The following is a 26,577-nucleotide window of genomic DNA, read 5'->3' on the forward strand; positions in this document are numbered from 1 at the left end:
GTGGGCAGATCTCATGGCCACCAACGGGCAGTTCTACTGACCGCCAGTGGGCAGTTCCGTGGCCGCCTATGGGCAGTTTGGCATGGCCGCTAACACAGCACGAAGGCCCAGGAGCGGTGGGCCTGCGCCAGCGCGGCAGCGACCGCGCCCTCCCGCATGGCGGACGCGGTCGGCTCGTCGCTTGGAGCGATCAGAACGGGCTCGTCGACGGGTCCACGAGCGGGCGAACCTCGCAGCGTTGAGCGCGTCTTCGACGTGTTCGAGGTCGAAATGTGAACTCAGTAGCGCGTCGAGCAATGGGCCCTAGGACGCTAGCTCGTTCGCGTAGCGGAAGGCGCCGGTGAGTTGAGGTTCCGTAGCTTGGATGCGCGAAACGGGTAGCGTGAAGTCCGCGGTGCCCATTCCAACAAGCACAACTCGTCCGGCGAGGCGAACAGCTTTCATCCCTGGCTGCACTGCGGCGGAGGCCCCACTCGCGTCAATGAAGGCGTCGACGTCGAGTGCGAGACTGGAGACGTCCTCGGCAATCGGGTCGATCACGTGAGTGGCACCGAACTGTGATGCGACCTGCGTCGATCTTCTGCGACATCGCTCACGATAATTTCGGAGGCGCCGAACGATCGCGCGACTTGAGCGCAGACGATTCCGATCGGGCCGGCCCGCAATATGGATGCGGGTCCCGGGTGCAGTCGCGGCCTTTTGATTGCTCCAGATACCAATCGAAAGGGGCTCGCAAAGCGCGGCAGCCTCAAATGACATGTGGTCGGGAATGGTGAATGCGTAGTCGGCCTGAATGCTCCGGAACTCGGCGAATGCGCCGTCAATAGGAGGAGTGGCATAGAACTCTATTGCCGGACAGAGGTTGTATCGCCCGCGCTCACACTGGTCGAATCGACGTCAGGCGCATTGTGGTTCGATCGCGGCGCGTTCTCCTATTCGCGCCCGCGGGCCGCTTGATCCAACCTCGACTACGGTGCCCGAGGCTTCGTGACCGAGGCTTCGTGACCGAGGATCAGCGGGGCGTCGACCACAAAGTCCCCTTTGCGACCTTCGCGGAACTAGTGAACGTCGGACCCGCATATTCCTATCGCCTCGATCTTGATTAGCACCTCGGGGAGGGCACCTCCCTCACTTCCAAGGCACCTCGCTCATGAACACGCTAGCCATCATGGTCGAGCTCATCGCGTCACCGTCGTCGTGGTGTCGCGAACATACGCTTTCAGGGTCGCGAATTGTGTGCTCGCCGCGCCAGCTGTTGGGCGGATACCGTATGCCCCTACACTCGCCGGCACGATGAATGTCTCGGCGTAATGGATCGTGTAAGGCTCGAAGGCTTCGGTAGGACTGAACACCTCCACCTCATCACCCTCGACTAGGTTCAACACGTTGACCGTCCCCTCCGTGTCATGGTGCACCGTGCCCGTGAACCAGTGACGCCGGGTTTCGATGAACTCCAGTTCGTGTAAGCCGGTTCGCTCCTCGCGGGTGTCGCCGGTCTGTCCCAGCACCTCGACTTGTCCAAGAAGGTTGTTCTGCACCCACTTGGTGTCTCGATTCCACTGGATGTTTGCGATGCCGTGATCGAGATGGATCGGCCGGGGAATGCCGTCGAGGCCAAGCCGCCCCCAATCCCACAGTTTGAACGTGAAGATGTAAGGGGTGGCGGAGATCTCCAGGACCATCGAGTTGGCGCCTGAACAGTGCACGGTTCCGGCTGGGATACTGAAATGATCGTGCTTTTTTGCCGGGATGGCGTTGATGAACTCATCCGCCTTGAAGGGAGCCAGTCCAGTGGCCGCCGTGCGCAGCGACGTCATAAGGGCCGACGGGTCAGTGCCCGTCTTTAGGCCTAGGTAGACCACGGCGTCGTCCTCACAGTCGAGCAAGTAGTAGCTCTCGTCCTGGGTGTAGGACATCCCGAACTTGTCGTTGATGTAGTCGGTAAGCGGGTGCACCTGGAGGGAGAGATTTCCTCCGCCCATCGTGTCGAGGAAGTCGAACCGAATGGGGAACTCGGCGCCGAACCTGGCAAACGTCTTCTCCCCGAGCAGTTCCCGGGGTTTCATGAGCACGAGGTCCATCGCCGGAACCTCGATTACCATGCCGTCTGCCTCTAGCAGCAACGAGTTCTCTTCCGGGACGCAGTCGAAGCACCAGGCGTAGTTGTCCGGAGTGGGGTCTAGCCCGAGGCGCGACTTCATCCACTGGCCCCCCCACACGCCCGGATCGAAAAATGGAACCACACGGAACGGTCGGCTCGAAGCGTCTGACATCGCGGTGCGGAAGGAATCGCCGTCGATCATGGCGCTCTCGGAGATGCCGCGGTTGGTGTCGAGGAGGTAGTCGAGGCGATCAAACAGGTCCCGTTTGTGGCGATCCGCGGTGCGCCATTCGACGAAGTACCCGCGCTTGTACTTTTTCAGGATGTCTTCCGCGCCGTTGTTCGTGCGCCAGTTGCCCGCGCCCGCTCGCTGGCGCTTCTGGATTTCCCACCGTGCAAGGTCGGCGAGGACTACAACGGCACGGTCGGCAGGGACCAGAGCGGCCCCCCATCCGATGACTATCGTCGGTGTCGTGGTGGAGGCCACGGTGGTGGCGATTCGTTCAAGCGCTTCCTGATCGTAGAACTCTGCCAGTTCGAAGTGGCTCATCACGCCGAAGACTCGGTCGTCAGTGAGATTGCGGGCGATCATGGCGTCGATCGCCGTCGCGGAAAGGGCTGCCTCTTCGACGTCGATCACATTCCAGCCGGGAAGGTGTTGCTGGGCCGACTCGGCAATTTCGCGTGTCTCGACTCCGGGGTACGCGTCAATCACAATCATCGGTTGGGCGGTTGAGCGCTGGTTTGCTATGCGGGCCAGGGACACCCAGATCTGCGACCCGGTGAGAATGCGGCTGCCGCCGGGGAGCGAAATTGCCGGGCTGGTGACATAGCTACTACTGCGTGTCTCGAGTGAGGTCACGACTTTACTTCCTTTCCTTCGGCGGCAAACTCTCGAGGCTTGCGAGGCCGCGCATCACCGAGAGCTGTGGGTGGTCGGGGACCAGAATTGGAGGGCGATACGACGAACTCCAGAGGTGTTCGCGCACGTATTGGGTGAGGCGAGGCAGAAGGAGATCTTTCGCTTTCATGACCCCGCCACTGATGATCGCCACGGAAGGGTCGTACGCGTGGCAGAGCGACACCAGGGTTGCTCCCCAAATAGCGATGAATCCGTCGAGCACTCGGTTCGCATGTGAGTTGCCTCGCTGTGCGGCTGAGACCAACCGCTCAATGTCCTCAGGTCGGGTTTCGGCTTCCCCTGGCTGAGCGTCCCATGCCCGCCTGAGCGCCCAGGTGCTCGCGAGGGCTTCGGCACAGCCGACGTTTCCGCATGGGCAGACGGGACCGTCGACCGCAACGGTCATGTGGCCTCCGAGTATCCCAGCGTGATCACGGGCGCCGCGGAGGAGTGTGTCAGAGATGCAGGCCGCCGTGCCGATGCCGGTGCCGAGCACCATGAGCACAGCGTCGTGTTGATTCATCGCGACGCCGTAGCGGATCTCTCCAAGCAACGCGGCACGGGCATCGTTCTCGATGAATGCCGGCACCCCGAAACGTTTCGCGGCCCAGTCGGTAAGGTTCACGTTCTGGATCTGGGCGTACTTGCCGTGCGCTGACAGTAGGGCGCCGCGGGATCGGTTCACAACTCCGGGTACAGCGATGCCGACGGAGGTGAACCGCGCGCGGGTGTCGAGCGACGCGATGAACGAATCCAAGGCGTCTTCGAGCGTGGTGAGCGTGAAAGTGTCGTCGACTGTCAACAATCGCGACGAGATCACCGCGCCCGACTGGACAACGCCGATTTTGGCGGCAGAGCCCCCTAGGTCTATGCAGAGCTGCTGCACGATCCTCCCTTGATTATTGGTAACGATATCATGAAGAGTTCAAGGAGGAGAATCGCCGAGGAAAGCTAGCGGCGCGAATTGCGTACGACAGTTGGCATCTCCACGACCACTGCGGGTGCGTCGGGATCGCCGTCGAGCCTGCGGAATAGCATCGTCGCAGCCTGACGTCCCAACTCGCGGGCATCGTGATCGACGACGACAACGGGAACAGGCATGAGTTCGGAGAGCTCGAAGCTGTCGAAGCTCACGAGCGCCGGCATAGTCTCGAGGGGCCGTCCATGGGCCAGGAGCTCTCCGATGGCCTTTAGGGCACCGACGGCGTTGCGGTTGTTCGCGGCGAAAAGCGCCGTCGGCGCATCCGGGCTCATGAGGACATCCGTTGCCGCCAGGGCGGCTTCGCTGATATCGTTTTGCCCGAGACGCACGTGCCGCGGATCGGCCGCGAGGCCCGCAGCCACGAGCGCCTGTCGAAATCCCTGGAAGCGGCGCATGCCGGTGAAGGTTGATGCATCATTGCCGAGGTATCCGATCCGCGTATGGCCAACGTCCAGCAACGCCTGCGTTCCCCGTAGCGCTCCACCGATATCGTCGACAATGACGGCGTCAACGTCGACGCCAGCGGCCATGCGAGAAGCGAGCACTAACGGTGTTCCGCGGAGGCGATTGGGTTGCAAGTGGTCCGACCGACCGCCGCTAGGAACAAGGATGAGACCCTCTACTTGACGGCCGATGAAGTCAGCAATCAACTGCCGCTCGCGCGCCGAGTCTTCCCCCGTCGTTCCGAGGATGATGCGTCTACCCCGTTGCGAGGCGATGTCCTCGACTCCGAGAGCAAAGTTGCCGTAGTACGGGTTCGCAATGTTCGTGATCGCGACACCAACAAGTCCGCTGGGCTGGCCGGGCCGGATGCTTCGCGCGTTCTCGTTGCGCTGGTACCCGAGCATCTGAACCGCATCGATAACGCGTTGCTGAACTTCGAGGCGAACGCTCTTGCCGCCGTTCAAAGTCCTGGAGACGGTCATCGGGCTCACCCCGGCGAGGAGTGCGACTTCTTTAACGGTCGGCTGTCGGGAGGAATCGTTCTGACCTTGCGTGCCCATCGGTCGCTCCTCGTCCCGCCGTTGCGATGTCCGCTGATAACGATACCGCTTTGTGATTGACAGTACGTGTTGGTATCGATACCATCATCAACATGAACCCCGTCAGAGTGGACTCGCGAATTGGTATTCAGCTGTGGAGCGAACGCGACGACTCGCCTCAACGAGTCGATGAGCTCCTTGCGCGAGCCGCCGAAGTCGGCTTCGGACAAGTTCGTATTTTTCTCATGTGGCCATGGATTCAGGGCGAGTCGGCCGAGCAGTGGGATTTCGCGCTGTGGGATTCGGTTTTCGATGCAGCGGCCCGTCACGGCATCACGATCAAAGCAACCCTGACGGCGAACTCGGGGCCATGGTGGCTCGGCACGCCCTCCGTTCTTCATTCCCACACCGTGACACTCGACTCCTCCTGGCTTGACGCCCAGGAGGCCTACATCAGCGCGTGCGTCGCCCGCTACGCCGGCCACCCCGCCCTGGGGCAATGGATTCTGTGGAACGAGCCGAGCTACGCACTTGATCTGGGGGAGAACGCTCGGTCGCACGCAGCGCGCGAGGCGTGGGTAGCAGTACTTGAAACCGCTTACGACGGCAACGTCTCGGCTCTCAACCTCCGTTGGCGAACGGGTTACACCAGCTTCGAGGAGGTCCCGTTTGCGCAGGCGATCGCGCATCCGGCTCATTCTTCCAGCCACTGGCGCTCGTGGCGGCCCATCCTCGATGACTTCGATCTCCGCGCACAACTGCTTGAGGATGAACTGACCCGGATCGCGACCATCGTCAGGCGCCACGACCCCAGTACCGAACTGTGCGTCAATCCGAACCAGACCCTCAATAACCATGCCGAGTATGGCTACCGCTTGGAGCGCCTCGCCTCCACTGTAGGAGTGCTCGGCGCAAGCTTTCACGCACCCTGGTCCTTCGCAGACTTTGCCGCCGTGGATGATCACACGTCGCTCGTCGTCGCGGGCGTGAGCCTGCTCCAAAACATTCCGGGTCCTCACACGACCGAGGTCACCGAAGTTCAGACCGGCAACACCTTCTATGCTGGCATCAACCCGCTTGGCGTTGGCCGTGCAGAGATCGCGAGCAGCTACCTGGCCCCTCTGCTGGCCGGAGCTGAGTCGGTCACTGGCTGGTGCTTCAATACCCGCCGTCCTGACTTCGAAGCGGGCGAGTGGGGACTGCTCAACGATGACGACTCCTTGAACGAACGGACGGAGGCGATCTCGCATGTTCGCGATGTACTCGGGCTTCTCGATGACCGCGTTGGCAAGTGGGAGAGATCCCCGAATCAGGCCCGCGTGCTGACATCGGAACGATCGCAAGCCGTTCAGCTGGCCGTGGCCCAGAACAGCGACACCCCATGGAGCAAACGTGCAACAGCGGCCATCCACGGATCGGCCCTCGCTGTTGTGGAGCTCAACCGCCTCGGGGTCCGCGCCGGCCTCGCACCGTTAGGTGCCTCACTTCCGTCCTCTGTAGAGCTGGTCGTTGCACTCGATATGATCGCCTGGGAGCAATCAGCCGTGGAGGAGCTCCTGAACGCGGCCCGAAACGGCGCCACAGTGCTCATCGACGGGACGACCGGTGAGTTCGACACCGACATTCTCCTGCACCGCCCGTGGCCGGGTCACTACGCCGAGCAGGTCGGAATTCGAAGCCTCGGACTCAGCAGTTCCGTGGTCGGCGGGGTCGGATTCGGGGTGCGTTCAAATGGCCAGGATCTGGGGACGGTCACCGGAGTACGAGCCGACGTTGCGTTTGATTCGGCCGAGTGGTCTCCAGTTGAGTCGCTCGTGTACGCGAAAGACTCTCTCCCCGTCGTGTGGGAGCGGCCGTGGGGCGCGGGTCGTTTGCTGTATTCGTCGGCGTCGATTGCCACCAGCATGCTTGAGGCCGGTTCTCCGAGGCAGGTTGCCTCGGCCGTGTTCGCGCTCGCCTCCGATCGCATCGAGCGGGATGTCCGCCCCCTCAGTCCAGCGACGACAGTGCTCTCGGTGCACGGCACGATGGGCGTCGCGCACGGCATCTTCGCCCCCGAAGTATCCCGGCGCCGGGGTGAACCGGTCGCGGTGTCGATCGAGCCCGGGACATACATCGATCTCTGGACGGGCGACACCTACACGGTGCCGTTGTCCCGCGTCCTACGGCTGCCTGCCGTGGACGGCATAGTCCTACTGGTGCAAGGCCGACCGACACGTGAGGTCACACCCTCACCGCGATGACGATCGGCTCATCCAGTAGTTCCCGATCCGATTGCCACAGTCGCTTTCGGTTCGGTCAACAGCAAGGCCCACAACACCCTGTATCAAAGGAGATCCAAACATGAACAAAAAGAACGCGGCAAGGCTGGGCGCAGGTGCCCTCGCAGTCGCACTAGCCCTCACGGGTTGCGCTGGAAGCGGGGGAGGCGGCGATGAGGAAGTCACCCTTCACGTTTTCACCTTTGGTTTCGACAAAACCACCGATAAGGTCTTTGATTCTTTCACCGAAGATACCGGCATCAAGGTAGTCGCCGAACGGGTCGCTTCTGACCAATTTCCGAGTGTGCTGCAGTCGCGTGTGTCGGCCAAGACCGATCTCGACCTCATCAACTTGCGCGGCGGCTCCGAGTTCAACAAGTACGCCGAAGCAGGAACGTTCGCAGACATCACGGGTGCTAAGTACCTAGGGAACGTCAGCAAAGGCGCCATCCAAAACGGAATCTTCGACGGTAAGTCCTACGGCTTCTCTATGAGCTCGTACGTCGTCGGGGTCTACTACAACAAGGACCTCTTCGACAAACTCGGAATCAGCGTCCCGAAGAACTGGGACGAGTTCACCGCTGCCGCAACAACCATCCGAGAAAAGGGAAATGGTGTCGCTCCTCTTGTGGCCAGTGCGGGTGACAGCTGGACAAACCAGTACTACTACCACAACGCGATCGCGACATTCGCCAACGAGAACCCGGATTTCATGGAGCAGTTGAAGACCGGCGACGCGACCTGGGCCGATAACCCCATGATGCTGACCCAGTTCGAACGCTTCCAGGATCTCGTCAAGAGTGGCGATTTCATCACAGGCGCGCAGAGCCTCAAGTACACGGACGCGCAAGCAGCGTTCGGTGCAGGTAAGGCGGCAATGTGGGTCATGGGAAGCTGGGGGATCGGCGGACTCACGCCGGCCGGATTCACTCCTGGCGCGTTCGCTCTGCCGATCAATGACGCGAACCAGCCCACAGCCGTGGCTTCCTCGCTGTCGGACAACATTGTCGGTGCAACCAGCTGGAGCAAGCACCCGAAAGAGGCGCAGCAGCTTCTGGAATGGTTGACCACTCCCGCGTTTGCTAACACGTTCCAGGAGCGCCAGGGCATCAAGTCCACCGTTGCTGGGATCGACGCGCCCTATTCCGAATTCCAGGGCGGCTGGGATGCATTGTTCCCGGACTCCGTAGCGTTCCCGCCGAACGTCGGCCCGAGCGTCAACGGAGAAGGACCGGCAGTCATCGGAGAGATCTTGGCTGGAACGCTCACGCCGGCGGCTGCGTTGGACAAGTTCCAGGCGTTGCAGGATTCCGACAACTTGACTGGATACTGACATGACTAGCCCGACCGATACGGCTGTGAATAGCAGCCAGTCTGCCGGGCCGGCGGACCGCACCCTCACTCGAGAGGGTGGGGGTGCGGTCCCGCGCAGATCCCGGTTCGAATGGACCTTTCTTCTGCTCGCGCTGCCCGGCCTGGCGATCTATATGGCCTTTCTCGTCTGGCCGGTCCTCGCATCATTCATCTACTCATTCACCCGATGGGACGGAATCAACGAACCCGTCTTTGCTGGCCTGACGAACTATCAACGGCTGTTCAGCGACCGTCAATACGGGCAGGCCCTGCTCACCACCCTGGCTTTCGCAGCCATCATCCTCGTGGGACAAGTCTCCGCCGGCTTAGGGCTCGCGTTGCTTCTCAATAAAGCCCGTCGCGGAACATCTCTGATGCGGGCGGCCTTCTTTACCCCCGCCCTGCTCAGCACCGCAGTGATCGCCCTCATCTGGGGGTTCGTCTACAACCCGCTAGTAGGCGTTACGCCCCTCATTGCGCAAGGACTAGGAGCGACAACCGGGCCCCTTGCCGACGTACTCGGCAACGCGTCCAGTGCAATCTGGGCCGTGAGCGGAGTGGTGATCTGGCAGTACGCCGGATACATCATGGTCATTTACCTCGCCGGTCTGAAAAATGTGCCGCTGGAAGTGTACGAAGCCGCCGACCTCGACGGAGCTACCGGCTGGCGCCGCTTCCGCTCAATCACGTGGCCTCTCATTGCACCGTCTACCACGGTGGCCGTGACGATCTCGCTGGCGGGCAACCTCAAACTATTCGACCAAGTCTTCCTGCTCACCGGGGGTGGCCCGGCCGGCGCCACCGACACCGCCGCCACACTGATCTATCGCACTGCGTTCAGCAATTCCAACTATGGATACTCCGTCACCCAGTCGGTGATCCTCACGCTGTTGACCGTTGTGATCGTGATCGGTCAACGGGCACTCGCCTCAAGGAGCAACAAATGACCATCACTACGTCTGGGTATCCTCGCCGGAAGGCTGCGAGTTCGGGACTGCGCGCTTTGGTGCTGGCGGTCGCGTTGGTGGCCATCATCGGACCGCTGGCGCTCATGGTCATCACATCGCTGAAGACGCAGGGAGAGATTTTCACCAGCCCGATTGCTCTGCCCGCAGCTCCCAGCCTCGACAACTACGTGAGGGCCTGGGAGCTCGGAGGGATCCCGGCCAAAGCGTTGAACAGTATCCTGGTGACGGTCGGCAGTGTCGGGATTGCGACGATCGCTGGAGCATGCGCAGGGTATGTCGCCGCGAGAATCAGGCCCCGATGGGTCGGCGGGGCGGTGACCGCTATCTTCGCGTTCGGACTGTTTCTGCCCGCGCAGAGTGCCCTGGTTACCCTCTTCGTCCAGATGCAGCAACTGGGACTCACCGGCACCCTTTGGCCCATCATCCTGGTGGACACTGCCACGCAACTGCCTTTGACCGTCGTCATTTTTGCTGCATTCTTCGCCTCGTTGCCGGAGGAGATTGAGGAAGCCGCGTTTGTGGATGGGCTCGGGCGGTTTGGAGTGCTCTCGAGGATTGTCATCCCAATTGCCAAACCGGCGATCGCCACAAGCATCATCCTCGGAGTTGTCGCCGTCTGGAATGAGTTCTTCGTAGCACTGATATTTGCTACCGATCCGTCGCTGCAAACTCTTCCGATTGGCTTGGCCGCATTCCGCGGCAATTTCGCCACAGACTGGGGAGCATCGCTTGCGTACAGCACCATGGTCGCCGTGCCAGTGCTGATCCTCTACGTGGTTCTGCAGCGATACATCATGGACGGCGTCGCGTCGGGAGCCGTGCGCGGCTAACCGTCCCCACACAAAAACAATCAGCTCACAACGAACGTAGGAAAAGGAAGAATCATGGCTGGCTGGGCAAACTCAAGAGAGCTCCTGAATGAGGAACTTCGGCAAAGTGTCGAAGAGGGCAAAGATCCTGCGGCCGTCGCCGAAGTAGCGGACAAACTCGCCGACACCATCACCGCTGCCGAAGCACAGGACCTTCATGAGCGACTCGTCCGCCTCCCGCTACGACGCGATTTTCCTTTCACTGAACCAAACTCCCTTGACGGGATTCGTGCGTTGAGGGAGCGCCCGCAGCACCAACCTGACGATCGGCCCACCGATCTGAAGGACGCCATGCACGGGGCCTGGCTCGGACGAGCAATCGGATGCGCGCTCGGGAAACCGGTCGAAGCCTTCATGCTGCCACATTCCGACCCATCCTGGATCAGGCAGCGAAACTACTTGACGGCCATCTCCGCCGAGGAGTGGCCCATCCGCGGGTACATCCCCGAACACTCCCCAGCCGCGGAACAAACTGGTGAAATTTGGTGCCCTGCGTCCACCCGCGAGCACATCGCGTATATGGAATCCGACGACGACATCCGGTACACCGTACTGGGGCAACTGATCCTTGGTCGCTACGGCATCGATTTCACCTCCGCCGACGTCGCACGAACGTGGCTGGACCGCCTTCCATACAACTGGGTCTGCACCGCCGAAACGCAGGCCTACCGAAACCTTGTAGGCCATTACGACGCTGTCCGATACCAAGACCCCGCCTTCGAGCCCGAAGACGACTCTGTCATCGACTGGGAGTCAGTGGCTACCACGATGAATCCCTACCGGGAGTGGATAGGCGCACAAATCCGGGTCGACGCCTACGGGTACGCAGCACCAGGCAGGCCGGAACTTGCCGCTGAGCTCGCGTTCCGTGATGCGCGCATCAGCCACGTCAAAAACGGCGTATACGGGGCAATGCTCTGTGCCGCCATGATCGCTGAGGCCTTCATCACCCGAGACGTACACAGAATTGTCGAGGCGGGCTTGGGGGAGATACCCGCAACTTCGCGCCTGTTTGCGGCGGTACGAGAGACGATAGACATCTGTGCTGCCCACGGCAATTCTTTCGACGATTTCGAACAGATTATTGCGGAGCTCTATGAAGCGTTCGGCTCCTACCACGCCACCCACACCATTAACAACGCGTGCGTCGTCGTTGCAGCCCTGCTGGTCAGCGGCGGAGACTTCCATACCGCGACTACGTTTGCGGTGATGGCGGGGTGGGATACCGATTGTAATGGCGCTACGGTCGGTTCGATCGTCGGTGCGTTGAACGGAGCGTCTTCGATCCCTGCCGCCTGGGCCGATCCTCTGAATGACACTTTGAAATCGCAAGTGGCGGGCTACCATCCCATCGCGATCTCAGAATGTGCGTCGCGGTCTGTGGACATCGCGAACAGCGGCGGGCCACACCCCACTTGGAAGCAGTGGGTGCAATAACCCAGCTCGGTATGTCGACAAGGCCGACATCGGGAGCCCACGTCGACTGTCGGGCCTGATGCAGGAGCTGGCGACACCTGCATCAGACCCGAATTACGCATCGGGGCGATCGACTTGTACACGAATCAGCCCTATCAACTCGGTGAGCAAGATATTCGGCACATAGAGGTCCTCACAACCGTCGTGAGCCGGATGGTCCTCTCTCGAGCTCTCAGACTGTCCGAGAGTGACCTTGTGGGTGAGGCGGACACGGCCACCCGGAGAGCGTTCTCTCGCCGGGAGATTCATCAAGCCACGGGCATGGTCCTGGCGCAGCTGGGCATTCCCGCCGCGGATGCCTTCACGAAAAGCAGATCGAAGGGTCCCATGATTGACAGCACTCGCGAAGATCGCTTGATCGACACCTTCGCGACCCTCGCTGACACTCTCGTAGCCGATTGCGACGTGGTCGATCGTCTACAGACGCTGGTCGAGAGTTGCGCGGATCTCTTCGACATTGCAGCGGTGGGCATCCTCTTGGCGGATGACGACGGCGAGTTGGAGGTGCTCGCCTCGACAAGCGAGGCGAGCAGGCTTGTCGAGATCATGCAATTGAGTGCCCGTGCGGGACCCTGTGTGGAATCCTTCACGACCGGCGCGGTCGTATCGCGGCGCACTCAACCTGCTGTCCAACCTTCCCGGCGCACTACCGCCCCAGGACGTTCGAGCCGCGCAGGCCCTGGCCGACGTGGCGACGATTGGAATCCTTCAGGAACGCACTCTCCGAGAAAGCATGTCCGTCCGCGAACAGCTCACCAACGCACTGACGTCCCGGGTAGTGATCGAACAGGCCAAAGGCGTGCTCGCGCACTCTCGCGGCATCTCCATGGAGGAAGCGTTCACGCTGCTCAGGACGTACGCCCGAACCAACCGCTTGCTGCTCTCGCGAGTGGCCCAAGGCCTCGTTGAGCAAACCCTGGTGATCTGAGGCCTCCGGCTCGAAGATTGCCGGCCGGCGCACAGTTCGTGCACGTCAAGATATGGACTCGTACTCGTGATCTGCATTATCGAGGACAAGCGGGCCCGAGACCGTTTGACGTAACGAGGCCGCCGAAGCACCGAGAAACGCACCGTCGAAGGACACCTAGTCGAAGGCCAAGTCACCACGAACTGAAAGCAAGCCCTCGATCAACTCACCATGGTCTACCCAGACCGAATCAACCCGCACCTCTAACCAATTCCCGACACGTATACATACGACTTGCCAGGCTCCGACTTCGGGCAAGAAGACCGCCCAGGCAGAGGAACCAACATCGACCGATCGGCTCGGACGGAATCTGCTGCATCATGGTCGCGCGGAACGGCATCGTCCAAGTCCGCCAAACCCGATTCCACATCAGCCGCGCCCTCGCCGGCCAGACCCTCTAACTCGTCGAGACCACCGACCACCTCCTCGTCTTCGACGACGAAGGCACCGAGATCCTGGAATTCAGCTGGCCCGAGCCCGGCACCGCCTACGTCAGCTCCGGCAGACCGCGCGGACGGCGACCGAAAACCATCAAACTGTCACCGATGTCCTGATACAGGAAGTGTTACCGATGTCCTGATAGAGAATTGTCACCCCTGTCCCGATGCATCACACATCACAGCGGCATTGCTACCGTGCCCACATTTTGCCCACACTTGCCAGAAATCACTGTGATTCTTCAAGTTCCCGAGTGACCGAAAAACGTTGAAATTACGCGGAAGTTGGCCTTGTGTGAGGCCATGGCTGGGGCGGATCTAGGGTTCGAGTCCCAGTGGGGGCACAGGAATGCCTGATCACATCTGGTGTCAGGCGACGAGTGACACGAGATCGCCGGTACCAACGGCGCGCGATTCCGCCTGACGCCGAAGCGCAACGGCCCGATTCACTCGGCCGTGGACCTCTGTATGCCGCGCGCGGACCGCACTGACCGGTAGTGCCGCGCCGCACGGGCGCGGTTGCCGCAGGCGACAGAGCACCATTCCCGGCGGGGGTGTGTTTTCGCGAAGTACAGCACGCACCCTGGCGCGTGACAAGCCCGCAGCCGGGCACCGTTCTCGCCCAACTGGTGTTGGGCGTCGCCGGCGATTTCGGCCAGGCAGGCGTCCACCGGAGAGGCCGGAGAATCGGCGGAGAGTTCCAGGACTGCGCCATCGAGGCGTAATCGTGGAATCGGACGCTTGCCGGCGGCGGCGTTCACGATACGAACCGCCTCCTCCACGCCGGCAATGGCCGACGCGGCGGCGGGACGCTGATCGCCCGTGATGTGGGCCGCCAGTCGGCGCACCGCGTCGCGCAGGTCCCGTGCGCTCAGGAACTCCGCTACCGTTGCGGCGACCCCCGAACGGTCGACGCCGACGGCGTCCAGCCACGCGTCCAGGTCCGATGGCGCCGCGAAGTCGTCATGCAGGCCGTCCGTGTCTGCCCAGATCGTCGCCATCAGCCGCACGGGGACCGGCTCGTCGGCGAGCACCCACTCGTGCTCCGGTCGTTCATTCTCCATGGACACAATCTATCACGGAAGAAAAGAGTTGCATCCGTTAGAACATTCATGGTAGAACTTCTAACGGAAGAAGTTCAATTCATGCATTAGAACCTAAGAGAGAACAATCATGATCGCCACCACTGCCGCTACCATCGCTCCCGTCCAGCCCGAGACGGCCACAGGCCTCGCCAAGGACCTGCTCGACCAGGTGCAGAAGGGACTGGGTCTCGTTCCCAACATGACGAAGGTCATGGCCAACAGCCCCGCGCTGCTGAAGGGATACCTCGCTTTGTCCGCTGCAGTCGGATCCGGCAGCCTCCCCGCGGCGGTGCGCGAGCGCCTGGCGATCTCCACCGCGCAGTTGAACGGTTGCGAGTACTGCCTCTCCGCCCACACCTACATCGGCGGCAACATCGCCAAGGTGGATGCCGCCGAGCTCGACGCCGCGCGTCGCGCCGAGTCGAGTGACCCGCATGTCGCCGCACTGCTGAAGCTCTCCAACACCATCGCCGAGAATGCCGGCGCCGTCGAAGACCAGGCGATCGCCGCTGCACGGGCCGCGGGGGTCACCGACCAGGAGATCGGTGAGCTGGTCGCCAACCTCGCGCTGAACATCCTCACCAACTATTTCAACGTCCTCGCCGATGTGGAAAACGACTGGCCCGTCGTCGGGCTGTAAGCCGCGACGCGACCCTCACGGAGATGATGCCGATGGCTGGCCCTGAGCAGCTCGCCGACGTGGGCTTCCACGCCGGCGAGCGGGCAGTGCAGCGCAAGGCCGGGGTGGAGAAGGACGCGGCCCGTCTGTCCCGGATGCTCGAGCCCGTCACGCTGACCGGCGGCATCGCCGGATTCCTCAGCGACCGGACGTTCGTCGTCATCTCCGGGAGGGACGCCGCGGGGCGTCTCTGGACGTCCCCGCTGGTCGGCCCTCCCGGGTTCCTGGAGGTGCTGTCCGACACCATCCTCGCGGTCCATGCCGTGATCCCCGCAGGAGATCCGCTCCACGGGCTGCCCGTAGGCCAGAAGATCGGGATGACAGCGGTCGAATTCGCCACCCGGCGCCGGGTGCGCCTCAACGGCATCCTCACCGTGAGTGACGGTGACCTTCTCCTCGTCGAGGTCGAGCAGGCCTTTGGCAACTGCCCGCAGTACATCCAGCAATGCATTCTCGCGCCCGTCGACCTCGACCGGGGCGGCCTTGATCAGGTCCGGTACGGCAGCACGCTCGAGCCGCAAGACATCGCGCTGGTCCAGGCTGCCGACACGTTCTTCCTCGGCACCGCGCACCCCGGACGGGGAACGGATGCATCCCACCGCGGCGGCCCGGCCGGGGTCGTCCGCGCAGACGGACACGGACTGTGGTGGCCCGATTACACGGGCAACAATCTCTTCAACAGCCTCGGCAACCTCGCCGTGAACTCCGAAGCAGCACTGTTGTTCTTCGACTTCACCACGGGGCAGACGCTCCACCTGTCCGGCACGACCGAGATCGAATGGGGCGAACCCGGCCGCCCTGGAGACGACGGACACACCGGCCGAATCGCACGATTCACCCTGCAACGCCTCGTGGCCGGGCCGCTGCTCCCGGCACGGGAGACCGCTCAACCCCCCTCCGCGCAACCCCGCGCTGACCGATTGACGAGGAGAGTCCGATGACCGAAACCCGCCCCCCGTTCCCACCATTCGATCTGGCCTCGGCCCTGCAGAAGGTGCAGGCAGCCGAGGACGGCTGGAACAGCCGCGACCCCGAGAGGGTCGCCCTCGCCTATACGCCGGACTCAATCTGGCGCAACCGCGACGTGCACGTCGTCGGTCGGCCGGCCATCATCGAGTTCCTCACCGCGAAATGGCAACGCGAGCACGACTACGCACTCCGCAAGGGGCTGTGGGGCTTCCGCGAAAACCGGATCGCCGTCCGGTTCCAGTACGAATGGCACGACGATCACGGCAAGTGGTGGCGCAGCTACGGCAACGAACTCTGGGAGTTCGAGTCCAGCGGGCCCATGAGCCGTCGCGAGGCATCCATCAACGACCACGAGATCACCGCGGCCGAACGACGCATTTTCGGGTCCCGTCCACAGTCCGAACTCGGCGTCGACTTTCCGGTGTGGTGATGGCCCTGGTCACCGGCGGTGGCCGCTACGCGTCCGTGCTGTTCCGCTGCTCCTGATCGAGCATCGTGGTCCACCAGCGGGCCAGTGCGTCGCGCTCCGGCTGCGTTCTGATCGTGCCGGAGTCAACCATGTCGCGGGTGATCGGGAGGTCGATGCAGGCCCGGTCGAGAATCTGTGCATCGACGTAGCCGAGGACCGACTCCAAAGTGGCAATGGCACCGTGGCCGCGCCCGGGGGCAGCCGCGTTGATCCACGCAACGGGCTTCCCGGAGACCACCTCGCTGCCGACGGTCCAGTCCAGGAGGTTCTTGAAGCTGCCGGGCAAGGTGCCGGCGTATTCGGGCGTGCTGAATACGACCGCATCCGCAGCAATGATCTGTTCCCGCAGCTCCGCTACCGTGGCGGGAACGGGGTCGCGGTCGTCATCAGGGTTGAAGGCGGGTAGTGCCGACAGACCCTGATAGACGATCGCCGCAGAGCCGGCGGGAGCCAGTTCGCGCACGGTAGCCAACGCGGCGTTGTTGGTCGATGATTGCCGTGTACTGCCTGAAACGAGCAGGAGTCTCATGATGATGCGTCCCGTTTTGACAAGAGGTGGAGGAACCAGGTCGAGCCAATCGTACAGAGTCCCCCGCGACGGGCGACCCTCTCCGTGAACCACCGACAGAAGGAACATGATCACAATGAACGCGAACCAACACCAGTCCAACGGCTCGACCCGTCTGGCCTACATCCTCGGTGTGCCCCTGGCCGAGGACGTGGTGCGCCAATGGCCGCAGATGGGCGAGATCGTGCGTACCCGCGAGCTCATCGGGAGTGTCGAGGGCAACTTTCCCGAGCTCACGCTCGAAGTCGGGAGACGCCTGCGCCTCCCCGATGTCGTGGTGGTCGAATGGACGTGCAACTACGGCGACGGACGACTCTTCCGTAACGTGACAATCGGCGAGCTCGAGGACGGCACGGCCGTGCGGGTCACCGACTACTGGGGCGAGCCGACCGACACCCCACAGTGGCGCACGTCACTGACCGACCGGCTCGACATGCCCGGTGACGGCATTTGGAAGGACAACGCCCACCTCAGCCACCATTAGCACGAACAACCGGGCGGCGTCAGCCTGCTGTGTCCTTGCCAGGGAGGGCGAGGTCGACGAAGGCGCGCACCGCCGCCGAGACCCGCCTGCTGCGGGACGCCGCCAGGTAGACGGTGAACTCCGGCACGTTCGCGACCGGGAGCCGCCGCACGCCGTGGGCGTCGCGCGCGGCGAACTGCGGCAGCAGGGCGACGCCGAGGCCGTTGGCGACATACTCGGCGGCGGTGCCGATGTCCGAAACCTCGATCATCACCCTCCGTTCGACGCCGGCCACGGTGAATGCGTCGTCGACGATCCCGCGGCTGGCATAGCCGGGCGGGAGGTCGATGAACTCCTCCTGGGCGAGACCGTCGAGTTCGACCGGGCCGGCGGAGACGAACCGGTGGCTATCCGGCACGACCAGCACCATCGGCGACGACGCGATCGGCCGGGAGATCAGCGCCCCCGGCACCGGTCCGCTCAGGGCGAGGAAGGCCAGGTCGAGCTCGCCGGAGGCCAGGTCGTCGACCAGCCCGGCCGACCCGCGCCGGGCGGCACGCAGGCGCACGCCGACACCCGGATGCCCGGTGCGGAACAGGCCGAGCAGCCCGGGGACGTCGACCAGGGTGACCGAGGTCATCAGCCCGATCACGATCGACCCCGTGATGGCGTGCGTGGTCTGCTGGGCGGCGTCGCGCACCTCGTTCACGGCGTCGAGCGCCTCCCGCACCTTGGGCAGGAGCAGGTCGCCCGTGGAGGTGAGCCGGATCTGCCGGCGGCTGCGGTCGAAGAGCTCGACGCCGAGTTCGCTCTCGAGCGACCTCACCCCGGCCGACACGGCGGACTGGGCGATGGTGAGCCGGTCGGCGGCGCGAGTGAAGTTCAGTTCGGCGGCGACGGCGCTGAAGAATTCGAGCTGGCGGAGGTCCATCCGTCAATCATCTCATTCCCAGATTGGTGGCATCCGTCATCGGCGTTGTTTCGTATCGGTCGGCGAGGGACGATTGATGCAGGCACCGGACTCTCGGTGCCGGGAGGCAGGCATCATGACGAACCCATCCGTACGCAACGACGAGGCGACGGATGCCGCGCACGCGCCGGCAGACCCGGTCACGTCCTACGGCGCCGGCACCGCTGCCCTGGCGCGCCGCTCCGCCGACCGGGTCGTCGAGTGCCTCACCGCCTACGGGGTCAAGTGGGTGTTCGGGGTTCCCGGCGCCAAGATCGACCCGGTCTACGACTCACTCGTCGACGACGGCCCGGAGCTGATCGTCTGCCGGCACGAACAGAACGCCGCGTTCATGGCCGCGGCGGTCGGCCGCCTGAGCGGCCACCCCGGCGTCGTGCTCGTCACGAGCGGCCCGGGCACCTCCAACCTGGCGACCGGCCTGCTCACCGCGACGACCGAGGGGGACCCGATGGTCGCCCTCTGCGGTGCCGTCTCCCGCGCCGACCGCCTCAAGCGCACCCACCAGTCGATGGACGCCGTCGGCATGCTCTCCGCCGTGACGAAATCCGCCGGTGAGGTCAGCGTCGCGGACAACGTGCCGGAGGCCATCGCCAATGCCTTCCGGCAGGCGACCCAGGAGCCCAAGGGCGCCGCCGCGGTCGTGCTGCCCTACGACGTGCTCGTCGACTCGACCATGGTGACGATGAAGAACCCGCACTGGGTGCCGCAACTGGGCGCCGCCCCGGCCGAGAGCGTGCAGCGCGCCGCGGCACTGCTGCAGAACGCGACCTTCCCGGTCATCCTCGCCGGCGCGCGCTCGGGCTCCGACCGCGCCACCGCGGCCGTGCGCCGGCTGCTCGGCGTGGCCGGCCTGCCCGTGGTCGAGACCTTCCAGGCCGCGGGGGTCATCTCGCACGAGCTCGAAGAGCACTACCTGGGCCGGGTGGGCCTGTTCCGCAACCAGCCGGGGGACATCCTGCTGCACAAGGCCGATGTGATCCTGGCCGTCGGCTACGACTTCGTCGAGTACGAACCGTCGAAGTGGAACAAGGACCACCAGCGCGTGATCATCCACCTCGACGAGCTCGCGGCCGACCTCGACGACTACTACCGCCCGACCGTCGAGCTCCGCGGGGATGTCGCCGAGACCCTCGACGCGCTCGCTCGCCAGATCGACGGGCTCAGCCTGCCCGCGGCGGCGGCCGCCGTGGTCGCCGAGCAGCGCTCTCGCCTCGCGCAGGCCGACCAGGCGACCGGCCACGACGAAACCGAGGGCGTGCACCCGGCCGACCTCACCCTGATGATGCGGGAGCTGCTGCCCGACAACACCACGGTGCTCTGCGACGTCGGCTCGCACTACATCTACATGGCCAGGCACTTCCGCACCTACCACCCGCGCACCCTGCTGTTCTCGAACGGGCAGCAGACCCTCGGAGTCGCCCTGCCCTGGGCGATCGCGGCCACCCTCGTGCGGCCGGGCACCCCGGTGGTGTCCGTGTCGGGCGACGGCGGCTTCCTCTACTCCGCGATGGAACTCGAGACGGCCGTGCGGCTCGGGTCGACCTTCACGCACGTGATCTTCAACGATGGAAGCTACGACATGGTGGCGTTCCAGCAGCAGGGCAAGTACGGTCGCACCTCCGGGGTCCAGCTGGGCGACTACGACGTGGTCGGCTACGCCGAATCGTTCGGCGCGCACGGCTACCAGGTGACCCACCTCGCCGACTTCGCCGCCGTGCTGGCCACGGCCATGGCCGAGCCGGGCCCGAGCATCATCGACGTGCGGGTCGACTACCGCAACAATAGAGACGAACTGATGGCCGACCTGGAAAGCGATGTGCTGCAATGAGTGAGATGACCGTGTCCCGGCACGAGATTTTCCAGACGAGCCTGATGAGCGCCCTGCTCGACGGCGTGTACGAGGGTGAGATGACCGTGCGCGACCTGCTCGGCCATGGCAGCTTCGGCATCGGCACCTTCAACGGCCTCGACGGCGAAATGCTCATCGTCGACGGCAGCTGCTACCAGTTGCGCGCCGACGGCGGCGTGTCGAAGGCCGACCTCGGCGCCCACACCCCGTACGCGGTCGTCACCAACTTCGTGCCGCACATCGAGAGCGAGCTGCCGCCCGGCGTGCTGCGCGCCGAGGCCTCCGACGTGATCGACCGGATGACGGCATCCGAGAACTACATGTACGCGCTGCGCATCGACGGCGACTTCGAGTGGATCCGGATGCGCACCGTCGTCAAGCAGCAGAAACCCTACCGGCCGATGGTCGAGGCGACCGACGAGGACGCCATCGTCGAGCTGCATGACGTCACCGGCGTCGTCGTCGGCTTCCGCACCCCGCTCTACGAGCAGGGCATCGGCGTGCCCGGCTGTCACGCGCACTTCATCACCGACGATCGCACGGCGGGCGGGCATGTGCTCGACTTCAAGCTGCGCTCCGGGCGCGCCGCGCTGTGCCTCGGCACCGACCTGCGGCTGCAGCTGCCGCTGACGGATGCCTTCCGCGACGCCAATCTCGCACCGGAAGACCTCGCCAGGCAGCTGCTCAAGACCGAGTCGCACGCCTAGCGGCCGAACCGCGGCGCTCAGCCGGGCTGCGCTCAGCCGGGTGGCCGGAGCGGCGCGAGCGGGAGCGTGGCGAGCACCGCCCGGCCGGCCGGCCGGGACCGGGGCGCCATGTCGACCAGGGCGATCTGGGTCAGTTCGAATTCGTCACCCTGGTGCACCCGCCCGGCGCGCTTGACCGTGACGTGGGCCCGGAAGCCCGGCCCGGTGAAGGCCGGTTCGTCCGGCGCCGCGGCGAGCGGACGAACGGCGTCGACCAGGGTGCGGTGCAGCCCGGCCAGGGCCGGGTTCGGGGCGATCAGGGTCACCGGGATGTTCTCCCGCCGCCCGAACAAGTCGTCCTCGGCGGCGGTGACCGAGAGCACGGTCTGGCCGGCGGTGGCGGCGGCGATCGCGTCCGCGATCTCGGCGGCCGGGGCATCCGTGTGGAACGGCGGCAACACGGTGATGTGCGGCGGCCAATCCGGCACGAGAAAGCTGTCGCCGGTGCGGAGTGGGACGAGCGGGAGAACGACGACGAGGCGGGTCATCCGCCGAGTCTAGGCCGCACGCGAACCAGCGAACGGCCGGGCGGGCGACGGCCGGTGTCCGCCGCTGCCGGACGTCAGCTGGCCCCGAGGGGCCCGGTTAGCAGGTCAGAGCCAAGCAGTTCAGAGCCGAGCAGCTCTGAGCCGAGCAGATCCGCGGCGCTCGAATCCGCGCCGATCCGCTCGAATCGGGTGTGGCCGGCGAGCATCGGCCCGGCGGCCGGTCCGCAGGCGAACAGCAGATCGGCGGCCGCGAGGTGCGGCACGAAGTCGCCGGTCGGCTGCGGATAGACCGGCTCGGTGAAGACCTGTTCGAAGACCGGAATCCCCGTCCGTTCGAAGCCCGACCAATCGATGTGATGGGTGGTGGACGTGCTCGTGAGGTGGGCGTCGCCGCCGGCACCCTGCACCAGGTCGAGGAGCCGTTGCTCGCGATCCCCGGAGTGCGGGAGGTCCCGGGCCCGCACGATCCGCACGTCGGCGGCCAGGTAGCGGCAGAGGGTCTCGATGAGGTCCAGATTGAGGTCCACGAGCATCGTGTGGCGTCGCGCGTAGATGTTCTCGATGAGCGGGAAGACCTCGCCGAAGAACGGCGTGTCCCCGTAGTGCGTGCGCAGGAAACGCAGGTGATCGGAGCGCCAGTCAAGGCTCTCCGCGATGCGGGCGTCCTTTAGAACCTGACGGTCACCGGTGCTCTGCACCGGAACGCTGAGCCATTCCGGCTTTCCCGCGCGGGTGCGGAACAGCTGGCGGGCATGGAATTCCTTCCGGGTGAACTGCACGCTGTCGTAGGCGACGAAGACATCGCTGGCCAGGACCTTGGCCAACAGCTTCGACCAGGGCATGAAATTCGGTTGGTGCACCGAGACGGTAGGCATCAGAAAACCGCCCTCAGAGTCATGAATCCTTCGGCGCTGTCCGTAGTGATCTCCCGGCCGCGCAGCCGAGTTTGCAGCTCCAGGCCCTCCGGGCTGCCGTGGAACAGCGGGTCGCGCATCTGGGACGCGTGCGTGCGCAGGGCGTCCAGCTTCTGGGGAAGATAGTCCGTGATATCGACGAAGAAGTCGGGGTGGAATCGTTCATGGTCGGGGGCCCAGAACAGGCTCGTGTTGTCATAGGCAAGCACGAGCGGAACGAAATGGCGCGAGCACCGGGGGCCGGGCCGGGTTGCGGTCATGCAGGCCCGGTGCAGCGCCTCGTGGTCCTGGTTGTAGCTCGTCGCCGGGATCAGCAGCATCGTCGGCTTGATCGTCTCGATGGCGAGCCGGGCGTCGCGCTCGATCAGCCGCACCAGCTCCTTGCGTGGGACCGTGTCGAGGGCCATGTGGATGTCGTCGTCGGTGAACATCACCTCCCAGTCGTCGACCTGGAGCAGTTCCATGGCCGCGCGGCATTCCTGCAGTCGGGTGTCCGCGCTGACCGTGAGCATGCCGGAGTCGTCGTCGTTGTCGTCGGAACCGTAGTGGTCCATCGTGCCGATCGAGCCGAACAGCACGTAGGCCTCGCCTCCCAGCGCCTTGACCTTCGCGATCGTGCCCGCGCAGCCGTAGGCCTCATCGTCGGGATGCGGAGAGATCACCAGCACCCGCTGCCGCGCCAGGAAGTCCTCGCCCGGCGTGTTTCCCATTTCGTCCCCCTAGACAATTCCGGACGACGCCGTCCGGTTCGCGGTACCACTGCAGGATCCCGTTTGTCTGGATGCTAGCGGATTTCTCGCCGGTGCACACGGTGCAGCTTCCGCGCGGCGGTGGAGCCTAGCCCAGGTGGTCGAGGTAGCGCAGGATGATGCCCTCGCGCAGCGCCCAGGGTGACACTTCGAGCTCGGTCACGTCGAAGGCCGCCATCGCCGCGCTGAGCACGATCCCGCCGGCGACGATCTGGAACGTGCGGTCCGCGGTGATCCCGGGCAGGGCCGGGCGCGCCTCGGCCGGGATCCGGGCCAGGCGCGGCACCCAGTCCGCGAGCTGGGAACGGCCGAGCAGCATCCGTTCGCCGGAGCCGAAGCCCTCGGAGGTGGAACCGGCCAGCCTGGCCAGGGACCGGATCGCCTTCGAGGAGCCGACCACGTGGTGCGGCGCGGGGAGCCCGGCGAAGGCGTCGACGGCATCCGCGAGCACGGCGGCCGCGTGCTTCCGGAGCGCGCTGACCTGCTCGGGCAGCGGAGGGTCGTTGTGCAGGAAGCCGATCGTGGAGCGCCCGGCGCCGAGCGGGAGCGACACCGCGACGGTCGGGATCTCGTTGCCGCCGGCGGCGATCTCGAGCGAGCCGCCGCCGATGTCGAAGAGCAGGATGTCCCTGGCCGACCAGCCGTACCAGCGGCGCACGGCGAGGAAGGTGAGCCGGGCCTCGTCCTGGCCGGAGAGCACCTGCAGGGCGACGCCGGTCTCGCGTTCGACCCTGGCCAGCAGTTCGGCGCCGTTCGTCGCGTCGCGGAGCGCCGAGGTGGCGAAGGGGAGCAGGTCGTCGACGTGGTGGCGCCGGGCGATGCCCGCGGCGTTGCCCACGGCCTCGAGCACGGCCGTGCAGCCTTCCTCGGTGATCTCGCCCGCCGGGGTGAGGTAGCGCATCAGCCGGAGCACGGCCTTGTCGGAGGCCATCGGCACCGGTTGCGCGCCCGCGTGCGCGTCGACGACCAGCAGGTGGACGGTATTCGAACCGACGTCAAGAACTCCGAGGCGCACGCTCCGACGATAGCGCCTCGCGGGCGTGGGCCCGCACCTGTCGTCCGAGCGCGACGAAGAGGATTCCCAGCGCGGTCGTGATCAGGATGTGGCCCAGCCCCGAGATACCGGCGATCGCCGGCGACGAGGTCCCGCCGGTGACGGTGATGACGCCGTTGGCGATCATGGTCGACACGGTCACGGCGAGGCCGGCGCTGTACACCCAGAAGAAAGGGGTGAGCAGGCCGGTCGAGGACAGGTCGAACAGCTTCTCGAGGGCCAGCACCAGGAGGAAGAAAAGCATCCCGAGCGCGAGCAGGTGGGTGTGCACGAGCGAGAGCTGGCTGTCGCCCGTGAAGTCGTTCGCCTTGGTGAATTCCCGGTAGAAGAACCCGGAGGCCAGTCCCGCCACCAGGCAGGTGAGGGCGGCGTAGTACAGCTTGGTCATGTCGATCCTTCGTCGGTGCGGTGCGGTGCGGTGCGGTGCGGGCCCGTTTTCAGGCTACGCGGTGACGGTGTGCCGGCTCGCCCGCAGGGTGCCGTCGACCATGGTGTGCACGGAACTCATCAGCGGCAGCAGGCGCTGGTCGTGGGTGACCAGCACGGTGGCGGTGTCGTGCTCCCTCGTCAGCCGCAAGATCAGGTCGAGGATGCTCGCGCCCCGCTCCTGGTCGAGCGCGCTCGTGGGTTCGTCGATGACCAGCGCGGTCGGCTCGTTCATCAGCGCCCGGGCGATGTTCACCCGCTGGCGCTGCCCGCCGGAGAGCTGGGCCGGCCGTTTGCCGGCCTGGTCGGCCAGGCCGACCGCATCCAGCAGCTCCAGGGCACGGATGCCCGCGGCCCGCCGCCCGCGCCGCCCGCTCGCCCGGCCGCCGAGTTCGCCCATCACCACGAGCTGGTCGGCGGCCGTGAGCGCCGGCAGCAGGTTGGACTGCTGGAAGATGATCCCCAGGCGGTCCCGGCGCAGCTCCGCCCGCTCGGACATCGACAGCGCGGTCGCGTCGACCCCGCCGATCCGCACGGTTCCGCTATCGGGGGTGATCAGCGTCGACGCGACGGCGAGCAGGCTCGATTTGCCGGAGCCGGACGGCCCGGTCACGCCGGCCACGGTGCCCTGCCGCACAGTGAAGGTGACGTGGTCGACCGCGGTGATGCGGTTCTCGCCGTCGGGGAAGGTGAGGGTGACATTGTCGAGCTGGATCATCGGTTGCTCCCGAGGGCGGTGAGGGGGTCGGTGGTGGTAACGGAGCGGAGGGCGAACGCGGCGCCGGCGAGTCCGAGGACGATCATGGCGGCGGCGGGCACCACGGTGGTCAGCGGGCTGAGCACGAACGGCAGCACGGTGCCGGCGGCGGCCCCGAGGAGGGCGGTCAGGATGATGCCGACCCCGACGCCCGCGACGAGCACGAGCACCGCCTGGCCGAGCGCGTCGCGGACGAGCATCGGGTTGGAGGCGCCGAGCGCCTTGAGGATGGCCACATCCGGTTGGCGCTGGATGCTCCACACGGTGAAGAAGGCGCCGACGACGAGGGCGGAGATTCCGAACAGCATCGCCACCATCAGCAGCAGGGACCCGATCTCGGACCGGAATGCGCCGAGCGCGGTGAGCGAGGCGAGCACCCCGGCGGAGGAGGTGCCCGTGGCGGCATCCGCGGCCGGGTAGTCGACGCCCGGGCCGGTCACCGCGAGAACGGTGGCGTAGGCGTCCGCCCGGCCGGTCGCGGCACCGATCGCCTGCCAGTCCGCCAGCTGCAGCCACACCACGGGAGTGTGCGAGTACCAGGTGTCGGCGGTGACCGTGTCGACGAGGTAGCGAGAACCGGCCAGCTCGACCGGGTCGCCGGCGCGCAGGGAGAGGTCCTCCGCGACGGTCTGCGGGAGGCTCAGGTGGCCGGCCCGGGTCGGGACGTCGCCGGACAGGTCCGAGCCGGATCCGGCTCCGAACACGGCGACGGCCGCCGTTCCTCCTCCGGAGGACAGCCGCAGCTGGCTGATCCCGAGCGGGCTCACCTGTTCGACCCCCTGGCGCTCGCTCCACGCCTCGGCGTCGGCGGCCGTGACCTCGGAGTCCGAGTAACTGACCGCTGCGTCCCCCTCCGGCGCGGAGAAGACGATCCGGTCGGCGCTGAGGCCGGTGACCGCCGAGATGTTCTGGTCGGCCAGGCCGGCGGTCAGGCCGGACAGGAAGCCCACCAGCAGGGTGATCAGGGTGACGACGGTGCCGATCAGCACGAACCGTCCCCTGGCAAATCTGAGGTCACGCCAGGCTACGAACACGAAAAGGGCTCCTTCGTCGGGATGAGCGTCCGGACTGCCGGACAGGTCAACTCTCGCCC

27 protein-coding genes are annotated in these 26,577 nt (G+C 65.0%); 12 read left to right on the top strand and 15 right to left on the bottom strand.

All coding sequences use genetic code 11. The features are described 5' to 3' along the window. Positions 1-303: 303 nt before the first annotated feature. From IWX89_RS19065 to IWX89_RS03175, 5 genes are all read right to left on the bottom strand, one after another. The gene (locus IWX89_RS19065; protein ID WP_374220479.1) at positions 304-759 is read right to left on the bottom strand and encodes a zinc-binding dehydrogenase; all 456 of its coding nucleotides are present in this window, start codon (positions 757-759) and stop codon (positions 304-306) included. 138 nt (positions 760-897) lie between these two features. Next, positions 898-1,080 carry an alcohol dehydrogenase catalytic domain-containing protein gene (locus IWX89_RS19070; RefSeq protein WP_196902142.1) on the bottom strand — a complete coding sequence of 61 codons (183 nt, stop codon included), beginning with the start codon at positions 1,078-1,080 and terminating at the stop codon, positions 898-900. Between the two features lie 98 nt (positions 1,081-1,178). Further along, a complete protein-coding gene (locus tag IWX89_RS03165) occupies positions 1,179-2,963 on the bottom strand; it encodes a class I mannose-6-phosphate isomerase (protein ID WP_196902143.1) in 1,785 nt (594 codons plus the stop codon). 4 nt (positions 2,964-2,967) lie between these two features. Next, on the bottom strand, positions 2,968-3,888 hold the full coding sequence (locus tag IWX89_RS03170; protein ID WP_196902144.1) for an ROK family protein: 921 nt from the start codon (positions 3,886-3,888) through the stop codon (positions 2,968-2,970). A 65-nt stretch (positions 3,889-3,953) separates the two neighbouring features. Further along, a complete protein-coding gene (locus IWX89_RS03175; RefSeq protein ID WP_196902145.1) occupies positions 3,954-4,988 on the bottom strand; it encodes a LacI family DNA-binding transcriptional regulator in 1,035 nt (344 codons plus the stop codon). 92 nt (positions 4,989-5,080) lie between these two features. Here IWX89_RS03175 and IWX89_RS03180 point away from each other — a divergent pair, with 92 nt between their 5' ends. The 6 genes from IWX89_RS03180 (at position 5,081) to IWX89_RS18950 (ending at position 12,822) form a co-directional block, all read left to right on the top strand. After that, positions 5,081-7,210, top strand: coding sequence for a beta-galactosidase (locus IWX89_RS03180; RefSeq protein ID WP_196902146.1), 2,130 nt, complete (start codon positions 5,081-5,083; stop codon positions 7,208-7,210). 100 nt (positions 7,211-7,310) lie between these two features. Further along, complete coding sequence (locus IWX89_RS03185) at positions 7,311-8,561, top strand: ABC transporter substrate-binding protein (RefSeq protein ID WP_196902147.1); 1,251 nt, start codon at positions 7,311-7,313, stop codon at positions 8,559-8,561. Position 8,562: 1 nt separating this feature from the next. Next, positions 8,563-9,528 (top strand): carbohydrate ABC transporter permease, encoded by a 966-nt coding sequence (locus IWX89_RS03190; RefSeq protein WP_196902148.1) that lies wholly within the window; start codon positions 8,563-8,565, stop codon positions 9,526-9,528. Beyond that, a complete protein-coding gene (locus tag IWX89_RS03195) occupies positions 9,525-10,379 on the top strand; it encodes a carbohydrate ABC transporter permease (protein ID WP_196902149.1) in 855 nt (284 codons plus the stop codon). The genes IWX89_RS03190 and IWX89_RS03195 overlap by 4 nt, the downstream gene beginning before the upstream one ends. A 54-nt stretch (positions 10,380-10,433) precedes the next feature. Then, the gene (locus IWX89_RS03200) at positions 10,434-11,855 is read left to right on the top strand and encodes an ADP-ribosylglycohydrolase family protein (RefSeq protein WP_196902150.1); all 1,422 of its coding nucleotides are present in this window, start codon (positions 10,434-10,436) and stop codon (positions 11,853-11,855) included. 601 nt (positions 11,856-12,456) lie between these two features. Further along, the gene (locus tag IWX89_RS18950) at positions 12,457-12,822 is read left to right on the top strand and encodes an ANTAR domain-containing protein (RefSeq protein ID WP_307836382.1); all 366 of its coding nucleotides are present in this window, start codon (positions 12,457-12,459) and stop codon (positions 12,820-12,822) included. Between the two features lie 922 nt (positions 12,823-13,744). Here IWX89_RS18950 and IWX89_RS03210 read toward each other — a convergent pair. Then, positions 13,745-14,362 carry an ABATE domain-containing protein gene (locus IWX89_RS03210; RefSeq protein WP_196902151.1) on the bottom strand — a complete coding sequence of 206 codons (618 nt, stop codon included), beginning with the start codon at positions 14,360-14,362 and terminating at the stop codon, positions 13,745-13,747. Between the two features lie 109 nt (positions 14,363-14,471). Here IWX89_RS03210 and IWX89_RS03215 point away from each other — a divergent pair, with 109 nt between their 5' ends. The 3 genes from IWX89_RS03215 to IWX89_RS03225 are packed head-to-tail and all read left to right on the top strand — an operon-like array spanning position 14,472 to position 16,461. Continuing rightward, positions 14,472-15,023, top strand: a complete 552-nt coding sequence (locus IWX89_RS03215; protein WP_196902152.1) for a carboxymuconolactone decarboxylase family protein — start codon at positions 14,472-14,474, stop codon at positions 15,021-15,023. Positions 15,024-15,055: 32 nt separating this feature from the next. Beyond that, complete coding sequence (locus IWX89_RS03220) at positions 15,056-16,003, top strand: pyridoxamine 5'-phosphate oxidase family protein (protein WP_196902153.1); 948 nt, start codon at positions 15,056-15,058, stop codon at positions 16,001-16,003. Further along, a complete protein-coding gene (locus tag IWX89_RS03225; RefSeq protein WP_196902154.1) occupies positions 16,000-16,461 on the top strand; it encodes a nuclear transport factor 2 family protein in 462 nt (153 codons plus the stop codon). Before IWX89_RS03220 ends, IWX89_RS03225 begins: the two co-directional genes overlap by 4 nt. Positions 16,462-16,486: 25 nt before the next feature. Here the strand turns inward: IWX89_RS03225 and IWX89_RS03230 are convergent, their stop codons facing one another. Next, entirely contained in the window at positions 16,487-17,029 is a 543-nt protein-coding gene (locus IWX89_RS03230; protein ID WP_196902155.1) for an NADPH-dependent FMN reductase, read from the bottom strand. A gap of 115 nt (positions 17,030-17,144) precedes the next feature. On the opposite strand from IWX89_RS03230, the gene IWX89_RS03235 reads away from it, so the two are divergent. Continuing rightward, complete coding sequence (locus IWX89_RS03235) at positions 17,145-17,552, top strand: nuclear transport factor 2 family protein (protein ID WP_196902156.1); 408 nt, start codon at positions 17,145-17,147, stop codon at positions 17,550-17,552. 19 nt (positions 17,553-17,571) lie between these two features. On the opposite strand, the gene IWX89_RS03240 is transcribed toward IWX89_RS03235, so the two are convergent. Continuing rightward, entirely contained in the window at positions 17,572-18,462 is an 891-nt protein-coding gene (locus IWX89_RS03240) for a LysR family transcriptional regulator (protein WP_196902157.1), read from the bottom strand. A 115-nt stretch (positions 18,463-18,577) separates the two neighbouring features. Here IWX89_RS03240 and alsS point away from each other — a divergent pair, with 115 nt between their 5' ends. Beyond that, a complete protein-coding gene (gene alsS, locus IWX89_RS03245) occupies positions 18,578-20,329 on the top strand; it encodes an acetolactate synthase AlsS (protein ID WP_196902158.1) in 1,752 nt (583 codons plus the stop codon). Continuing rightward, complete coding sequence (gene budA / locus IWX89_RS03250) at positions 20,326-21,057, top strand: acetolactate decarboxylase (protein ID WP_231382857.1); 732 nt, start codon at positions 20,326-20,328, stop codon at positions 21,055-21,057. The genes alsS and budA overlap by 4 nt, the downstream gene beginning before the upstream one ends. A 32-nt stretch (positions 21,058-21,089) precedes the next feature. On the opposite strand, the gene IWX89_RS03255 is transcribed toward budA, so the two are convergent. The 7 genes from IWX89_RS03255 to IWX89_RS03285 form a co-directional block, all read right to left on the bottom strand. Further along, on the bottom strand, positions 21,090-21,584 hold the full coding sequence (locus tag IWX89_RS03255) for a 2'-5' RNA ligase family protein (protein ID WP_196902159.1): 495 nt from the start codon (positions 21,582-21,584) through the stop codon (positions 21,090-21,092). 74 nt (positions 21,585-21,658) lie between these two features. Then, positions 21,659-22,459 carry a WbqC family protein gene (locus tag IWX89_RS03260; protein ID WP_196902160.1) on the bottom strand — a complete coding sequence of 267 codons (801 nt, stop codon included), beginning with the start codon at positions 22,457-22,459 and terminating at the stop codon, positions 21,659-21,661. Continuing rightward, entirely contained in the window at positions 22,459-23,208 is a 750-nt protein-coding gene (locus IWX89_RS03265; protein WP_196902161.1) for a PIG-L deacetylase family protein, read from the bottom strand. The genes IWX89_RS03260 and IWX89_RS03265 overlap by 1 nt, the downstream gene beginning before the upstream one ends. 127 nt (positions 23,209-23,335) lie before the next feature. Continuing rightward, complete coding sequence (locus tag IWX89_RS03270; protein ID WP_196902162.1) at positions 23,336-24,262, bottom strand: Ppx/GppA phosphatase family protein; 927 nt, start codon at positions 24,260-24,262, stop codon at positions 23,336-23,338. After that, the gene (locus IWX89_RS03275; RefSeq protein WP_196902163.1) at positions 24,243-24,689 is read right to left on the bottom strand and encodes a DUF2871 domain-containing protein; all 447 of its coding nucleotides are present in this window, start codon (positions 24,687-24,689) and stop codon (positions 24,243-24,245) included. The genes IWX89_RS03270 and IWX89_RS03275 overlap by 20 nt, the downstream gene beginning before the upstream one ends. Before the next feature lie 54 nt (positions 24,690-24,743). Next, complete coding sequence (locus IWX89_RS03280) at positions 24,744-25,445, bottom strand: ABC transporter ATP-binding protein (protein WP_196902164.1); 702 nt, start codon at positions 25,443-25,445, stop codon at positions 24,744-24,746. Beyond that, a complete protein-coding gene (locus IWX89_RS03285) occupies positions 25,442-26,518 on the bottom strand; it encodes an FtsX-like permease family protein (protein WP_196902165.1) in 1,077 nt (358 codons plus the stop codon). The genes IWX89_RS03280 and IWX89_RS03285 overlap by 4 nt, the downstream gene beginning before the upstream one ends. Positions 26,519-26,577: the final 59 nt, after the last annotated feature.

Origin of the sequence: Cryobacterium sp. MP_M3, assembly GCF_015752155.1 — a bacterium.
In the GTDB taxonomy this organism is placed as follows: Bacteria; Actinomycetota; Actinomycetes; order Actinomycetales; family Microbacteriaceae; genus Cryobacterium.

What these genes read in the sequence shown, in the direction of transcription:
- IWX89_RS03260 (WP_196902160.1), bottom strand. Translation starts at nt 22,459, where the DNA reads ATGCCTACCGTCTCGGTGCACCAACCGAATTTCATGCCCTGGTCGAAG.
- IWX89_RS03210 (WP_196902151.1), bottom strand. Translation starts at nt 14,362, where the DNA reads ATGGAGAATGAACGACCGGAGCACGAGTGGGTGCTCGCCGACGAGCCG.
- IWX89_RS03185 (WP_196902147.1), top strand. Translation starts at nt 7,311, where the DNA reads ATGAACAAAAAGAACGCGGCAAGGCTGGGCGCAGGTGCCCTCGCAGTC.
- IWX89_RS03265 (WP_196902161.1), bottom strand. Translation starts at nt 23,208, where the DNA reads ATGGGAAACACGCCGGGCGAGGACTTCCTGGCGCGGCAGCGGGTGCTG.
- IWX89_RS03280 (WP_196902164.1), bottom strand. Translation starts at nt 25,445, where the DNA reads ATGATCCAGCTCGACAATGTCACCCTCACCTTCCCCGACGGCGAGAAC.
- IWX89_RS03235 (WP_196902156.1), top strand. Translation starts at nt 17,145, where the DNA reads ATGAACGCGAACCAACACCAGTCCAACGGCTCGACCCGTCTGGCCTAC.
- IWX89_RS03190 (WP_196902148.1), top strand. Translation starts at nt 8,563, where the DNA reads ATGACTAGCCCGACCGATACGGCTGTGAATAGCAGCCAGTCTGCCGGG.
- IWX89_RS03175 (WP_196902145.1), bottom strand. Translation starts at nt 4,988, where the DNA reads ATGGGCACGCAAGGTCAGAACGATTCCTCCCGACAGCCGACCGTTAAA.
- IWX89_RS03195 (WP_196902149.1), top strand. Translation starts at nt 9,525, where the DNA reads ATGACCATCACTACGTCTGGGTATCCTCGCCGGAAGGCTGCGAGTTCG.
- IWX89_RS03180 (WP_196902146.1), top strand. Translation starts at nt 5,081, where the DNA reads ATGAACCCCGTCAGAGTGGACTCGCGAATTGGTATTCAGCTGTGGAGC.
- budA (WP_231382857.1), top strand. Translation starts at nt 20,326, where the DNA reads ATGAGTGAGATGACCGTGTCCCGGCACGAGATTTTCCAGACGAGCCTG.
- IWX89_RS03200 (WP_196902150.1), top strand. Translation starts at nt 10,434, where the DNA reads ATGGCTGGCTGGGCAAACTCAAGAGAGCTCCTGAATGAGGAACTTCGG.
- IWX89_RS03275 (WP_196902163.1), bottom strand. Translation starts at nt 24,689, where the DNA reads ATGACCAAGCTGTACTACGCCGCCCTCACCTGCCTGGTGGCGGGACTG.
- alsS (WP_196902158.1), top strand. Translation starts at nt 18,578, where the DNA reads ATGACGAACCCATCCGTACGCAACGACGAGGCGACGGATGCCGCGCAC.
- IWX89_RS03215 (WP_196902152.1), top strand. Translation starts at nt 14,472, where the DNA reads ATGATCGCCACCACTGCCGCTACCATCGCTCCCGTCCAGCCCGAGACG.
- IWX89_RS03230 (WP_196902155.1), bottom strand. Translation starts at nt 17,029, where the DNA reads ATGAGACTCCTGCTCGTTTCAGGCAGTACACGGCAATCATCGACCAAC.
- IWX89_RS03255 (WP_196902159.1), bottom strand. Translation starts at nt 21,584, where the DNA reads ATGACCCGCCTCGTCGTCGTTCTCCCGCTCGTCCCACTCCGCACCGGC.
- IWX89_RS03225 (WP_196902154.1), top strand. Translation starts at nt 16,000, where the DNA reads ATGACCGAAACCCGCCCCCCGTTCCCACCATTCGATCTGGCCTCGGCC.
- IWX89_RS19070 (WP_196902142.1), bottom strand. Translation starts at nt 1,080, where the DNA reads ATGCGGGTCCGACGTTCACTAGTTCCGCGAAGGTCGCAAAGGGGACTT.
- IWX89_RS19065 (WP_374220479.1), bottom strand. Translation starts at nt 759, where the DNA reads ATGTCATTTGAGGCTGCCGCGCTTTGCGAGCCCCTTTCGATTGGTATC.
- IWX89_RS03220 (WP_196902153.1), top strand. Translation starts at nt 15,056, where the DNA reads ATGGCTGGCCCTGAGCAGCTCGCCGACGTGGGCTTCCACGCCGGCGAG.
- IWX89_RS03240 (WP_196902157.1), bottom strand. Translation starts at nt 18,462, where the DNA reads ATGGACCTCCGCCAGCTCGAATTCTTCAGCGCCGTCGCCGCCGAACTG.